This is a genomic window from Pseudobacter ginsenosidimutans (assembly GCF_007970185.1).
Classification (GTDB): domain Bacteria; phylum Bacteroidota; class Bacteroidia; order Chitinophagales; family Chitinophagaceae; genus Pseudobacter; species Pseudobacter ginsenosidimutans.
This window is the reverse complement of the sequence record NZ_CP042431.1, coordinates 1,150,147-1,163,725: the sequence shown is the minus strand read 5'-3', so window position 1 is coordinate 1,163,725 and position 13,579 is coordinate 1,150,147. Positions and strand designations below refer to the sequence as shown.

At 47.6% G+C, this 13,579-nt stretch carries 13 protein-coding genes; 4 read left to right on the top strand and 9 right to left on the bottom strand.

Going from position 1 to position 13,579, the window contains the following annotated elements:
• Positions 1 to 53 precede the first annotated feature (53 nt).
• The 3 genes from FSB84_RS04620 to FSB84_RS04610 all read left to right on the top strand — a co-directional run bounded on the left by FSB84_RS04620 (position 54) and on the right by FSB84_RS04610 (position 2,964).
• Positions 54 to 524 carry a DUF6265 family protein gene (locus FSB84_RS04620; protein ID WP_130542678.1) on the top strand — a complete coding sequence of 157 codons (471 nt, stop codon included), beginning with the start codon at positions 54 to 56 and terminating at the stop codon, positions 522 to 524.
• Between the two features lie 113 nt (positions 525 to 637).
• Positions 638 to 1,744 (top strand): family 20 glycosylhydrolase, encoded by a 1,107-nt coding sequence (locus tag FSB84_RS04615; RefSeq protein WP_130542679.1) that lies wholly within the window; start codon positions 638 to 640, stop codon positions 1,742 to 1,744.
• Between the two features lie 23 nt (positions 1,745 to 1,767).
• A complete protein-coding gene (locus tag FSB84_RS04610; protein ID WP_130542680.1) occupies positions 1,768 to 2,964 on the top strand; it encodes a heparan-alpha-glucosaminide N-acetyltransferase domain-containing protein in 1,197 nt (398 codons plus the stop codon).
• Here FSB84_RS04610 and FSB84_RS04605 read toward each other — a convergent pair.
• The 9 genes from FSB84_RS04605 to FSB84_RS04565 form a co-directional block, all read right to left on the bottom strand.
• Positions 2,961 to 4,487 carry a PepSY domain-containing protein gene (locus FSB84_RS04605; RefSeq protein WP_130542681.1) on the bottom strand — a complete coding sequence of 509 codons (1,527 nt, stop codon included), beginning with the start codon at positions 4,485 to 4,487 and terminating at the stop codon, positions 2,961 to 2,963. The genes FSB84_RS04610 and FSB84_RS04605 overlap by 4 nt on opposite strands.
• A 1-nt stretch (position 4,488) precedes the next feature.
• A complete protein-coding gene (locus FSB84_RS04600) occupies positions 4,489 to 6,807 on the bottom strand; it encodes a TonB-dependent receptor (RefSeq protein ID WP_130542682.1) in 2,319 nt (772 codons plus the stop codon).
• A 111-nt stretch (positions 6,808 to 6,918) separates the two neighbouring features.
• On the bottom strand, positions 6,919 to 7,290 hold the full coding sequence (locus FSB84_RS04595) for a hypothetical protein (protein WP_130542683.1): 372 nt from the start codon (positions 7,288 to 7,290) through the stop codon (positions 6,919 to 6,921).
• Positions 7,291 to 7,365: 75 nt separating this feature from the next.
• Positions 7,366 to 7,695, bottom strand: coding sequence for a cupredoxin domain-containing protein (locus FSB84_RS04590; protein WP_130542684.1), 330 nt, complete (start codon positions 7,693 to 7,695; stop codon positions 7,366 to 7,368).
• 4 nt (positions 7,696 to 7,699) lie between these two features.
• A complete protein-coding gene (locus tag FSB84_RS04585) occupies positions 7,700 to 8,206 on the bottom strand; it encodes an anthrone oxygenase family protein (RefSeq protein ID WP_207234294.1) in 507 nt (168 codons plus the stop codon).
• A gap of 89 nt (positions 8,207 to 8,295) precedes the next feature.
• Entirely contained in the window at positions 8,296 to 9,117 is an 822-nt protein-coding gene (locus FSB84_RS04580; protein WP_165434921.1) for a helix-turn-helix transcriptional regulator, read from the bottom strand.
• Between the two features lie 137 nt (positions 9,118 to 9,254).
• On the bottom strand, positions 9,255 to 10,661 hold the full coding sequence (locus FSB84_RS04575) for an MBL fold metallo-hydrolase (RefSeq protein ID WP_130542686.1): 1,407 nt from the start codon (positions 10,659 to 10,661) through the stop codon (positions 9,255 to 9,257).
• 11 nt (positions 10,662 to 10,672) lie between these two features.
• Positions 10,673 to 11,299, bottom strand: a complete 627-nt coding sequence (locus tag FSB84_RS04570; RefSeq protein WP_130542687.1) for a Crp/Fnr family transcriptional regulator — start codon at positions 11,297 to 11,299, stop codon at positions 10,673 to 10,675.
• Positions 11,300 to 11,354: 55 nt separating this feature from the next.
• Positions 11,355 to 11,987, bottom strand: coding sequence for a Crp/Fnr family transcriptional regulator (locus FSB84_RS04565; protein WP_130542688.1), 633 nt, complete (start codon positions 11,985 to 11,987; stop codon positions 11,355 to 11,357).
• A gap of 114 nt (positions 11,988 to 12,101) precedes the next feature.
• Here FSB84_RS04565 and rmuC point away from each other — a divergent pair, with 114 nt between their 5' ends.
• Positions 12,102 to 13,499: a DNA recombination protein RmuC gene (rmuC, locus tag FSB84_RS04560; RefSeq protein ID WP_130542689.1), complete on the top strand. Its 1,398-nt coding sequence runs from the start codon at positions 12,102 to 12,104 to the stop codon at positions 13,497 to 13,499.
• The last annotated feature ends 80 nt before the right edge of the window (positions 13,500 to 13,579 follow it).

Genomic DNA, 13,579 nt, shown 5'->3' with positions numbered 1-13,579 from the left:
GCCTGGTCACTGCGAAACTATTTGTAACTTTATTCTAATCAAATAATGTTCCCATGAAGAAGCTGATTTTCTTTTTGGCCTTCATTGCTGGATACTTCATCACAGCGGCACAGACCGTTACTGCTTCTCCTGAAAATCTCAAAAAGCTCAACTGGCTCACGGGCACCTGGAACAGGCTGGACATGAAGCCTAATCGTTCAGGTTCCGAAAGATGGGAAAAGATATCGCCTACAGAATGGCAGGGCTGGGGCGTTTCCATGAAAAGCAAAGACACATCCTTTGTAGAGAAACTGCGCATCATCGCAAAAGACAATCTCATTTTCTATGTTGCGGATGTAAAAGGCAACAAGGATATCGTGTATTTTCAATTCGTATCATTGAGCGAAGATCATTTCGTTTGTGAGAACCCCGCACATGATTTTCCAAAGCGAATCGAATACAAACTCAGAGGAAACCAGCTGCAGGCTTCCATTTCAGGAGATGGTAGAACAATTCCCTTCCTTTTTGAAAGAATGAATCCCTGACCATTTATCAAGTATTACCGTCATAATTGATTACAGAATTGCCAATAGAGATACATAGAATAGCTATATGATCTGGCAATTTTTTATTAAATTCAAATTTTATGACGGTTCGTATGAGAAAGCACCACCTTGTTCCTGTTCTGCTACTAACGATTGTTTGCAGCATCAGATCCTTCGCTCAATCTGGCATCGACACCATACTGCCTGTACGGGGCCTTTGCATCGCGGCTCCGCAAAAAGCAGGATTGGATGCCTTCACTAATTTCATCACAAAGGAACTGGCTCCCCGCCAGGTGAACACACTGATCCTTCGTGTAGATTACAATTATCAATATGAATCACATCCGGAACTGCGCGACAGCAATGCGCTTTCCAAAGCAGATATAAAAAAATTGGTAGCCGCCTGTAAACAGTCGAAGATCCGGCTCATTCCGCAGGTGAACCTGCTGGGCCATCAGTCATGGGCTGCACAAACACATAACCTCCTCCGTGTATATCCCCAGTTTGATGAAACACCGCATGTGAAAATGCCTGAGAAATATGTATGGCCCAACCCTGATGGACTCTACTGCAAAAGCTATTGTCCATTACATCCGGACGTGCACAATATTGTATTTGCATTGATGGACGAGATCTGCGATGTTTTTGAATCGGGTGCATTCCATGCAGGCATGGATGAAGTGTTCTACCTCGGAGATGATAAATGTCCCCGCTGCAGCGGAAGAGATAAGGCCGAACTCTTTGCCAATGAAGTCAGGAAGATCCGCGATCGCCTGAGCATGAAAAACAGGGAACTCTGGATCTGGGGCGACCGCCTGATCGATGGGAAGACCACCGGCATCGGAATGTGGGAAGGAAGTTTCAACAATACGCACCGCGCTATCGATCTGATCCCTAAAGATGTTTTCATTTGCGATTGGCATTATGAACGTCCTGATAAAACACCTGTACTATTTGCTGCAAAAGGACTGCGCGTAGCTACTTCGCCCTGGAGAACACCAGCACACGCACTGGTGCAGTTGAATGATATGCTGAGTTTCAGAAAAGGAAGCACGCCTGAGATGAAAAAATATTTCCAGGGAATGGTACAAACCGTCTGGTCGCCCGCGCAGGCTTTCCTGGATGAATTCTATGGTAAGAGAACAAATCCTGATGCAGGCCCGAACACACAGGCCGCCTGCTTCCGTGCCCTTTTCGATGCCATCAGGGATGTGAAATAGAAAACCTGTAAACCCCGATAAACATGTCCACTGCTCCTGCTACATCACTGCGAATATCTTCGATAGATATTCTGCGCGCACTTACCATGACGCTGATGATCTTCGTCAACGATCTTTGGTCACTCAAAGATATTCCCGGCTGGCTTGAACATACAGCCGCTGCGGAAGATGGAATGGGACTGGCAGATGTTGTATTCCCTGCATTCCTTTTTATTGTGGGCATGTCTGTACCGCTTGCCATCAACAACAGGAGATCGAAGGGCGATGACAATGGAAAGATTTTCTTACATATCCTCGAGCGCGGCGCAGCGCTTCTGGTGATGGGCCTGTTCCTGGTGAACGGTGAATATTTGAATGCTGCTGCAACCGGTATCAACAGGGGTGTGTGGAATGTTTTGAGTTGTTTGTCGTTCATTGCGCTTTGGAATGCCTGGCCCAAAACCACCAATCCCTGGGTAAAAAGGATATTGAAAACATTGGCTGTTGGCGTGCTGCTGTTACTGGCATTCATCTGCCGCAGCGGCGAAGGCGAAAACATACAACGCTTCGGTGTGCACTGGTGGGGCATACTCGGGCTGATCGGATGGGCCTATATGGTGGGCGCTATTGTAGTGATGCTGGCCGGAAATAAGACTCCTGTAATTGCTATTGCATGGGCGTTGTTCCTGGGAATCTGTATCGCTTCGCATGCGGGATTACTGAAAAATGAGATCGTGGGCGCAGTGATTGGCCCGCTGGGAGTGGGCGGTCATGTTGCATTGGTACTGGGAGGCACCATCATCACGAATATCTTTTTCCATTATCACAAATTACAGCAACATGCAAAGATGATGGGCATCCTTCTGCTGATAGCTGCGGCACTGCTGGCTCTGGGTTTTGTACTGAGACCTTACTGGGGTATTTCAAAAATAAGGGTAACACCCAGCTGGATCCTGATCTGCAGCGGCATCACGGTGGCCACATTCGTGCTGGTGAACTGGATAGCCGACCAGCAGGGAAAAGCTTCCTGGTTCGATTTCATCAAACCGGCAGGCACCAATACCCTGCTTTGCTACCTGATACCCTATTTCGTGTATGCTATAGCGATGGCTACAGGCTGGTCCCTGCCGGATCTGATCCTTACCGGTGCAGTAGGACTGATCAAGTCCCTGGCCTTTGCCCTGCTGATCATCGGGCTGGGCGGACTGCTGGGTAAGCTTGGTGTGAAATTGAAACTCTAAGATCTTTTTCGTTTTATCCATCTGTAAAAAAGAAATAATCCAACCAGTACCATGATCACCTGCAAGCCAGCAGCGATCATGGTACTGATATCTCTTGCAGATTTTCCTGCCCAGTCCATAAAATGATGCTTGTGTAACAATGCAAAACTGTATCCTTCAAAAAGATCTTTGTCTGTTACCTGCGCTGCACATTTCCCGGTACTGGTCTCTACATAATATCTTTCATTGTTATTACTGGCATAGCTCAGTTTCCAAACCGGCAATCTCTTGTTCACGAATCCATATTCTCCGGCGAACTTAGTGATGCGTTCCATCTTCACCACATCCCTGGCTGCATGGCCGCTGAAAGTAGTGGCGAGAGAAAGCGCATGTTGTTCTTCACCATTGGGCAATATTGTGTAATGAGCAGCATGCAGGTATTCCACTTTTTTGTTTTTTGTAACTGCGCGCCAGTAAAGGGCGGAGTCGATCCTGGTGATGGAAAGATCACAGACAGCGAAAGGGATCTCGGCCTGTAACCTGCTGTAGTTGAGCGTTACAGCGGATGCTGGTATTTCGTTGCTGAGATTGTCTGCAATGGGGTCGGGCGTTTTAAGTTTCTCCAGGGCATGCAATCCTCCGCTGAATGTGAACATCAGCGTGAAGGCACATGCAATCAGAGAAACGATACGGTGCGTTCTCCTGGTCCTTGCGAGGGGTTGTTTTCCTTTTTTCGTTTTAGTGATGAAAAAAATATATAGACCCATGATGGTGGTAAGGAAACCGAGACCGGTGATCAATCCCATCAGCAGGTATTTGAACCGGCCTGTGGCGCTCAGCCAGTCCCAGGTATGGCAGAGCGCAAAGAACCTGTCGAAGCCCGCACGTTTGTTGTCTACTGCATACGCGAATCTGTCCTGCATGGTTTCAACATACACCCTGATGCCGTCTTCGCGGTCGAACTGTACTTTGTAAACCGGCAGTAAGCGGTTCACATATTTGTATTCCTTGTTGAAACCGGTTACCAGCTCAACGCTTTCTACCAGTGCGCCGCTTGTATCTGCAAGCACGCAGGTGGTGGCGGCATCGCAGCAATCATGCGAACTACTTTCCTCTTTCATGTCATGCCCGGCATGCTCATCCTGGGCTTCGGCCGGCGGTTGTGGCTGACCCTGGAGGAATTGTTTGGCGATGTATTGCGCGTAAAGTTTATCGCCATTGCGCAGACTCTTTCCATTCTTCGTACTGAGGTATACCGGCGGGTCTCCATTTTTCAATTGTACCTGGTAGAACCAGTTATTATCGATCTGCACCAATCGCATCGTATGGAAATGCGTGATCTTGTTTTGTTCCAATGCACGTGGCAATGGAGTTTCCAGTGCAGCTGAATCGATGGGTTGCAGCGCAAGTGACTGTGTTGCCATTTGCGGTTTGATGGTGGTCATCAGCGGATGCATAAGTCCGCTGATGGCCCAGAGCAGTACGGGGATAGCGATGATCAGACTGCTGATACGATGCCATTTGTAAATATTCTTCCTGATCATCCTATTTCTTTTTGCCAGTGATGGTGTAAGCAATGCCGATATTGAAGCTCTGCGGATTGGCTACGGTATAGGCATAACCAAAAGCGCTCTTGCTGGTATTGATCGAATAGTAATTGTCTGTGAGGTTGATCACATTGCACCATACCTCAAGGCATTTCCATTCGTAACCTGCACGGAGATTGAGCAGGTTGAAACCGGGATCGCGGACAGTATTCTGTGGGTCCATCCAGTAGGCGCCATTGTGCTGCCATTCGATGCCTGTGCGGAAACCCGGGAACCAGTTGGGTTTGTATTGCAATTCCGCATTGCCTGTGAAGGCGGGAGCGCCATTCATGGTTTTGCCGTTGTAAGAAATTTCCTTATCGGAGTAGTTCACGAAACGATGAGTGGAATTGGCGCCACTGAAGCGGAACAGCCATTCGCGGGCAGGACGGAAATTGATGCCGTATTCGATACCCTGGTGTTTTGTTTTACCGGCATTGGCATTGCCGAAGCTGCCATCATCGAAACGGATACTGATGATCTCGTTTGTTCCTTGCAGGTAGTAAACGCTCCAGTCGGCATAGATCTTTCCGTTCCAGAGATGGATCCATCCGCCTGCTTCGTAATTGAAGAAGGTTTGAGGTTTGAGATCGGGCACTTTAACGCCGTTGAACAGTTCTGTTACCTGTGGCGCCACAAATCCTTCGCTGTAATTGGCATAGAATCCAACGGCTTTATGTGGCTGCCAGGTAAGGCCTGCCTTGGGTGTAAATCGCTTATAAGTCTCCGTTGTATTGGGTGATCCGCTGAAGGCAGATGGAGGGAGATAGTTCCTGAATGACATTCTGAATACATCGAACCGGAGCCCGCCTACAAGGCGGAGGTTTTCTGTGAGCTTGTAGTCCAGTTGCGTGAAAGCCGCGCCATTGCTGATATTGGTGTAATAGTTACTGAGCAGGCTGTCTGGCCGTTCAGTGAAGGAAAGGTATTTCCTTGATACTGTATCCTGGTTGATGCGGATATAATAAGATTCATAAGTGGAAGGACTAAGGTCCACACTGATGCCGCTCACGGAATTTAGTTTTCCATTCAGCCATTGCTGCTGGTGTGTGATCACGGCGGCGTAGCTGTTGAATGAATTATCGTTGATCTCTCCGTGAGCAAGAGATTTTTTACCTGTCCAGTTGGCGCCTGCTCTTCTGTAGTCGTCTTTCACACGGTAGGATGGATTCTGTGCCACACTGTTGTCGCGGTAAATGAGTGCTATACTGGTATTGCTCCCATTATTCCATTTATGGTCAAGTTGTGTTTTGAAGCGGAGGGCATTTACCTGGCGCCAGGTGAATGTTTGTGGAGTGCTGTAATCCTTGTTGCGAAATGCAGTGCTGTCGAGACTGCCACGCATATCGCTGTAATAATCCAGTGCAGTGATAGAAGAAGAGAGTTTTGTTTTTTCTGATATTGCATAGTCAGCGCGCAGGGTGCCTGTCCATTTTTTGAAATCGCTTCTTTCCAGCACGCCATTGTTGTTCTGCGCAAAATAGCCGTTGAATGAAATGCCCAGTTTGCCGAAAGTGGCACCGGTACTCAGGTCTGCTCGACTATAACCTGTGTTGTTGCCTTGTAACGCAATGCGTGCCATCGGTTCTACCGGGGCGGCTTTGGTGATGAAATTGATAGCGCCGCCAATGGCTTCCGCTCCGTACATGCTGGAGCTGGGCCCACGGATGATCTCGATATTCTTCACCGCAGTCATATTGATCTCCAGCAATGCATTGTGATTGAAAACGCCGGAAGTGCGGATGGGAATACCGTCTTCGAGATAAAGATAAAGTCCTTTCGTACTCATGGGTTGGCGGATGCTCATCATATGTTGTTCATTGCCGAGGTTCACCATGAATACACCCGGTGTTTTATTGATGAGTTGATCGATGGTAGTGGCCTTGGTTTCATGAATGGTGGCAGCGCTGATGGAACTGATGGCTACCGGAGCAGCGCTTCTCTTTTGTACCTGGCGATTGGCTGTAACTATTACCTGTTGCATGTTGGCGGCCTGTGCTTCCAGCAGTACCAAACGCTGTTGCCGGCTGAGTTGAACGGTTTGTGATGCATAACCGATACCGCTCACGGTGCAGGATGCAGCATTGCTGCTAAGGCTGATCTCTCCTTTTTCATTCGCAACATAACTTCTTCCGTCAGCAGTTGTAATGGTAGCGCCTGGAATGGCTTCACGGGTTGTTCTATCTGCGATCCTGATAGTAATGGTTTCCTGTGCGCATAGGGAGGCTGTTGCTGCTGTCAACATTGTTGTCAGCAACAGACAAAACAATTTATTCATTGTTCAGAGAATTGTGTGCAGTCACACTATTCCTGGTGAATGCAGGACATAGCAGTGGTGCACAGGTTGAAACTGGAAAATTGTTGGAACAGAAATGATGATATGAAACCCTTATGCGCCAGGTGGGTGGAAGAAATCTTCTGCAAAGTCAACAGGTTTTCCCTTGTTGAATGAGTTGTGAGGAGTTACGGGTTCAATGGTAGTAGTTGCGATGACAGGATAGAAAGATTTGGATGAAACCACTTCCTGTTTGTTCTCTCCTTTGAGATCAGGATTGCGTTGTTCCTTCTTCTCTGCCTGTTGAAGTTTCTTAGCGAGCAAACAATGTCCGTCGCAATGTAACATAGGCCTGAAGCGGTTTTCGCAGAGATTCTTGGCGATGTATTCCTGATTCCTGTAGAAATCAATCACAATGATGGCCTTGTGAAAGGTTTGCACCGTAATGGCGAAGAGAAGTAATATGGCGGTAAATTGTTTGAACATGTCCATCTCGCCGATGTGATGCAAAATTACAATCAAATGCTTAACAACACCAGAGTTGACGAGTATTTATTTTCATTATTTCACTTCAATTATTCCTTTCATTCCCATGATGCGGTGAGGCTGGCAAAAGTATTTGTATGATCCCTTTTTTTCAAAGACCAAAGCGTAGATCTGACCCTTTTCCAGCATATTGCTTTTGAAACTGCCGTCATTGGCGATCACATTGTGGTGGCCACCGCTTTCATTCTTCCAGATGACGGTATCGCCGATATCGACTTCTATTTTGGAGGGAACGAATTTCATTCCTTTCATCAGGATCATTTTGGTAACTGGTTGATGCCGGTGGGCTGGCGTTGAGCTGAGCAGCGAAACCAGGAGGGCTAAGATGATAATACTGCGGAACATTTTTCTACTTTTTAATGGTGAGAAAACAGGAAATGATCAGGCATGCAAGTGAAATGATATTCGCAATGGTGCGCACAGCATGAAAATTGTTCCAGCGTGGTTCAAAGGATGCGCGATCTGTTGCCAATGTTTGCACTGATGTATTTGCAAGATCCATTTTGGCGAGCATATCATTGAGCGGCACATTACCGGCAATAGTTACACCAAATACTGTGATAACATAAATGATGGTGCCGGCCAGCGCCCAGATCCACGCAGAAGAACCGCCCTGCCTGAACAGCATCAGGGTGGACGCGGGTAATAGTATCAGCGGCGCCATGAAGCAAAACAGGAAAACAGGATTCATGATAGCTGTGTTGATATGTTGAAAGGATTGCAGGTAACCGGCATCTGGCAGCCTGGTGAGACCGGGGATCACAGCTACGGAGAAACCGAAGAATAATCCTGCAATCAATCCGGTGATCAGTGTGCCTGCGGCTAAAACGAGATTGGGAACTGTCAGCATTTCCATATTGGTTTGTTTATGATGTAAAATTAAAATCCCGTGAGCCCCGGACATTGAACAAAACCGACATTCATCGGAGCACACTCTCTAATATTTTACCGGATCAGGAGCAGGGAGACCTCTTCCACTTTGTTCTCGTTTGTGAACTCTACAGGGGAATAACCGGAGAATTGTTTGAAGGCGCGGATGAAATGGGATTGATCGGCATAGCCGTTATTGAAAGCGATGTCTGAAAGTTTTTCGTATTCCCCGTTCCGCAATTGCTGAAGTGAAGCCTGGAAGCGGCATACACGCGCAAAGAGTTTGGCGGATATGCCTACATACTGCTCAAACCTTCGCTCGAAAGTGCGTTCGGTAATAAAGAGGGATTGCTGCAATTGCTTCAAACTGACATCCCCATTGCTTTGCATAAGCTGGATCACTGCATTCTGAATGACAGTATCATGAGTGATCTTCTTTTTATAAATGATATTACTGAGATAGTTGTTGATGTGACAATACAGTACATTTTTATCGGCGCAGTCTTCCATTTTGTGTACCAGTTCTTTTCCTTCGTCGCCTGATAAAAGCAGCAGGTCAACACAATCATCGGTCACTTCGCTGGCGTTGAAACCGAAGAGTATCTTCATCACATGGGGATAAAATATTACGCCAGTCATCCTGAATGCGCCGCCGGTCTGCATCTTGCTCAGCTTCGTTGTTTGACCGTAAAGAAAGAAGCTCGACAGTTTTTTCTTTTGCTCACCCCAAAGCAGTCCGCGTTCGGTTTGATGGAAAACCAGACCAGGGCATCCGTCTGCGATAGTGCCCAGGGTGAGCGCACCGGTTCCTTCTGCATGCCAGAATGCCTGCACGTACTGCTGCAGGTGCGGCGGAGGCGATGAATGATGGAATGTGACTGGTGGTAAAGGTTTCATAAAGCTTTGATAAGGCTTCATGAAGATACCAATTGTGTGCCATCACAGCTCATATTGGTTAACCATCGATCTGAAAATGAAACCGGCCCGAACATTTAATCCGGCCCCGGCTCAGGTGAGGGGTTATGCAACCATTTTTAGTGAGCAGGTTCGCCCGCTGTGAGAGGGAAGCGGCCGTCTTCACGGATCGCTTTGAATCCGCCCTGTACATCAGTTATATGATCAAATCCACGTGAACGGAGGATCGATAAGAAGATCATGGACCGGTAACCGCCGGCACAATGAACCAGGTATTTTTTCTGTTTGTCCAGCGCACCGATCTCCTGGTTGATATCATCCAGGGGAAGATTGCTTGCGTGCACAATATGCGCCAGGCTGAATTCTCCGGGTTTGCGCACATCGATCACAGATACATCAGGTTGTTGTATCATTCCGAGTGCAGTAGCCGCAGACACGCCCGGGATATGATCAGTCTCTTTACCGCTGTTCTGCCAGCTGGAAAATCCTCCTTTGAGGTAACCGATGGTATTGTCGTAACCCACACGTGCGAGGCGTGTGATCACTTCTTCTTCGCGGCCATCTTCGGTGATCACCAGGATGGGTTGTTGAATATCCGGCACCAGCGTGCCCACCCAGGGAGCGAAATTGCCATCGATACCGATATTAATGGAGTTGGGAACAAAGCCTTTTGCAAACACCTGCGGATCGCGTGTGTCCAGCAGCAGCGCATTGGTTTCATTGGCGGCAGCTTCAAAGGCATCAGGCGATAAAGCTGTTTTGCCACGCTCCATGATGGTGTCGAGGCTGTCGTATCCTTCTTTGTTCATTTTTACATTAAATGGAAAATAGCCGGGAGGTGCTGTGAGCCCTTCGGTGACTTCCTTCACAAATTCATTTTCGGTCATGCTTTGACGTAAGGCGTAATTCGTTTGTTTCTGATGGCCGAGCGTATCGGTGGTCTCGCGGCTCATGTTCTTGCCGCAGGCGCTGCCGGCGCCATGTGCCGGATAAACGATGATATCATCAGGCAGTGGAATGATCTTGTTGCGGAGCGAATGATACAGGACTGCGGCCAGCTCTTCCTTCGTTTTGCCGGCGGCTTTCTGCGCAAGGTCGGGACGGCCCACATCCCCGATGAACAGTGTGTCTCCGGAGAAAAGTCCTACGGGTTTGCCGGTCTCATCTTTCAACAAGAAACAGCAGCTTTCCATGGTATGACCAGGTGTATGCAGCACTTCAAAACTCACATCACCTGCATTGAAATGTTCGCCATCCTTTGCAATGATGGCATTGAACTTTGGTTGGGCGGTAGGGCCGTAAACGATCTTTGCACCTGTTTTCTCTGCCAGATCAAGGTGACCCGAAACAAAATCGGCATGAAAATGCGTTTCAAAAACGTATTTGATCACTGCACCATTGGCAGTGGCTTTATCGATATAGGGAGTAACTTCTCTGAGCGGATCGATCACCACGGCTTCACCGTTGCTTTCGACATAATAGGCGCCCTGTGCCAGGCAGCCCGTGTAGATCTGTTCGATTTTCATATAGAGCTATTTTATTGTAACCACTCGATACTGTTGCGATGTAATGTGAGCAAGCCTTTGCTCTCCATCTTCTTGAGGAGGCGACTGATCACTTCGCGGGATGAGTTAAGGTCATGTGCAATTTCCTGGTGCGTAATGGTGAGCGTTTTGCCGAACTGGGCCACCTGTCTTTTCAGATAGAATTCCAGCCGTTCATCCATCGTGGAGAAAGCGATAGCGTCGATGGTTTGCAGCAGCGATTCAAATCTGTTGCGATAGGAGTTGAGCACAAACTGATACCAGCTTTTGTATTTGCCCATCCATTCGTCCATCTTCTCTGGTGGGATACTGATCACTGAACCATCGGTAAGGGCTTTAGCCAGTACTTCGCTTTTTTCTGCACGGGCGGAACAGATGAAGCTCAGGGAGCAGGCCTGTCCGGGTGTGAGATGATAAATGAAGAATTCATTTCCATCTTCATCTTCCCTGTACAATTTGACAATGCCTTCGGCAATGAGCATGGTAGACCGGATGGTCTGACCTACGCGCAGGAGGGTATCGCCGGCTTTCACTTCTTTTACAGTGGCATGGGTAGCCATATCTTCGTAAAGCCCAGCTTCCAGACCGGGAAATAATTGTTTGAGCTGCAACACATCCATATTCATCAGTTGATACAAATATGGTACAATCGAACCTGTAAAAAGTTGACCTGGATCAGGCGGTTTCCTGATTTCCGCTCACCGGTTTCCGCCTGCTTTTGGTGCGGGCGCTTCTTACGCGGCTGAGTGTTTCCTCGGTCATGTTCAGGAAGCTGGCGATGTATTTTCCGGGCACGCGGTTCACCAGTTCAGGTCTTGTGTTGATAAAATGTTCATACCTCTTGGCTGCATTGGGGATGCGGCAGATGATGGCGCGCTGCTGCGCATCGTAATAATATCGCTCCAGCAACTTTCTTCCTACTCTGTTGAAGTCCGGATAATGATCATAAAGGTATTGTATACCCGAAGTTGGCATTACCAGCAGCTCACTGTTCTCGAGCGTTTTTATGTTCTCGCCCATAGCCTGAATATCCAGGATATTTACAATGGAGGTAATCACCTCTCCTTCGCGGCAGATCCAGGTTGTGATCTCTTTTCCGTCTTCGATGATGAATCCGCGGACAAGTCCTTTTTTGATGAAGTAATAATGTTCGCATACTTCACCGGCTGTGAGCAATAATTTTCCGCGACCTATTTTTTTCTCAATGGCAGCTTGATTGAGGTACTCAACGATCTCGTCATTGAGAGGGTATAACGACTGTAAGAAGTCGATCAATTGTTGGTTGCCGCCCGTTAGTTTGGTTGCCATATAATGGTGTAAAGGAGTCTTGATTGAGGGTTATTACCGGGCAATATACATGGTATTGTATATTTCTTGAAAAAAAAGGGTGACATTTGGTTATTCAATACCAAAGGATCTACTATGAACTTACTAATCCTGGGAGGCGCTTTGGTGGTTGTTGTGATCAGTTGCATACTGACCTACTTCATTACTAAGAACAAAGCCACCTCACAAATTGCGGTATTATCTACCCGCCTGAATACTGAGCAGGAATTGCATCGTGCAGCCAATCAGCAACTTCTGCAAGCGAATATTTCCATTAATGAATTGAATGATAAGCTCAACCAGCGAAGGGATGAAGCCACACGCCTGGCGGCAGAGCAAAAAGAATTGCAAAGGCGCTTGACGGAGCAGCAGGCATTCATGGACCGCTCGGCAGAAACCATGAAAGCCAGTTTTCATGCTCTTTCCGCTGAAGTGTTGAAACACAATAATGAATCCTTCGTTACGCTGGCCAAAACCACCCTGGAAACCCAGGTTACGGAAGCGAAGGGCGACCTGGAGAAAAAACAACAGGCCATCGACGCGCTGGTTAAACCGCTGGCAGACAGCCTGGGAAAATTCGATCATAAGATCCAGGAAATGGAAAAAGCGCGTATGGAGCAGCATGGTCAGATCAATCAGTACATGCAGGGCGTGGCGCAAATGACAGAACAACTGCAAAAGGAAACACATAATCTTGTCACTGCTTTGAAGACGTCGCATACGCGTGGGCGTTATGGTGAGATCGCTTTGCGGAGAGTGGTAGAGTTTGCAGGCATGACCGAGCATTGTGATTTTGAAGAACAGGTATCTGTTGCGAGTACCGAAGGAACACTTCGTCCGGATATGATCATCAGACTACCGGAGAAGAAGATCATAGTAGTGGATTCGAAAGTTCCGCTCAGTTCTTATATGCGTGCTTTTGAAACGGAAAACGAAGAAGAAAGAAAACAACTGCTGGCGCAGCATGCGCAGGCAGTTCGCGATCACCTGCGGAATCTTAGTGACAAAGCTTATTGGAACCAGTTTAGTGATTCGCCGGACTACGTGGTGTTATATATGCAGATCGAATCTTCATTTGGCGCAGCATTGGCCGCCGATCCTACATTGATTGAAGAAGGTATTCGAAGGAAAGTGGTTTTTGCCACACCAACTACACTGATCACGCTGCTGCGCACCGTAGGTTTTGTATGGCAACAGGTTCGTATAACCGAAAATATTGAAGAGATGCGTGGCGCCGGCGTGGAGCTGTATAACAGAACAGCTACATTGCTCGGGCATTTCAGTAATATCGGCAATAGCCTCAATGCAGCCGTGAAGAATTATAATCAGGCTGTTTCTTCCCTGGAAAGCCGTTTCATACCACAAGCAAAGAAGTTGCAGGCCCTTAGTGGTTCATTCACCAGCAAGGAGGTTCCCGATGTAGAACCGGTTGAGCTGAATGCAAGGGCAGTGGCGGAAATGATAATAGAGAATAACAACAATACTGTCTCCTGAGAAAAGTTGCGCCGGGTGCGAGACGGAAATAAAGGGAAAGTGTAACAACTACATTCTTCCAGCATTTCCATTATTAAATA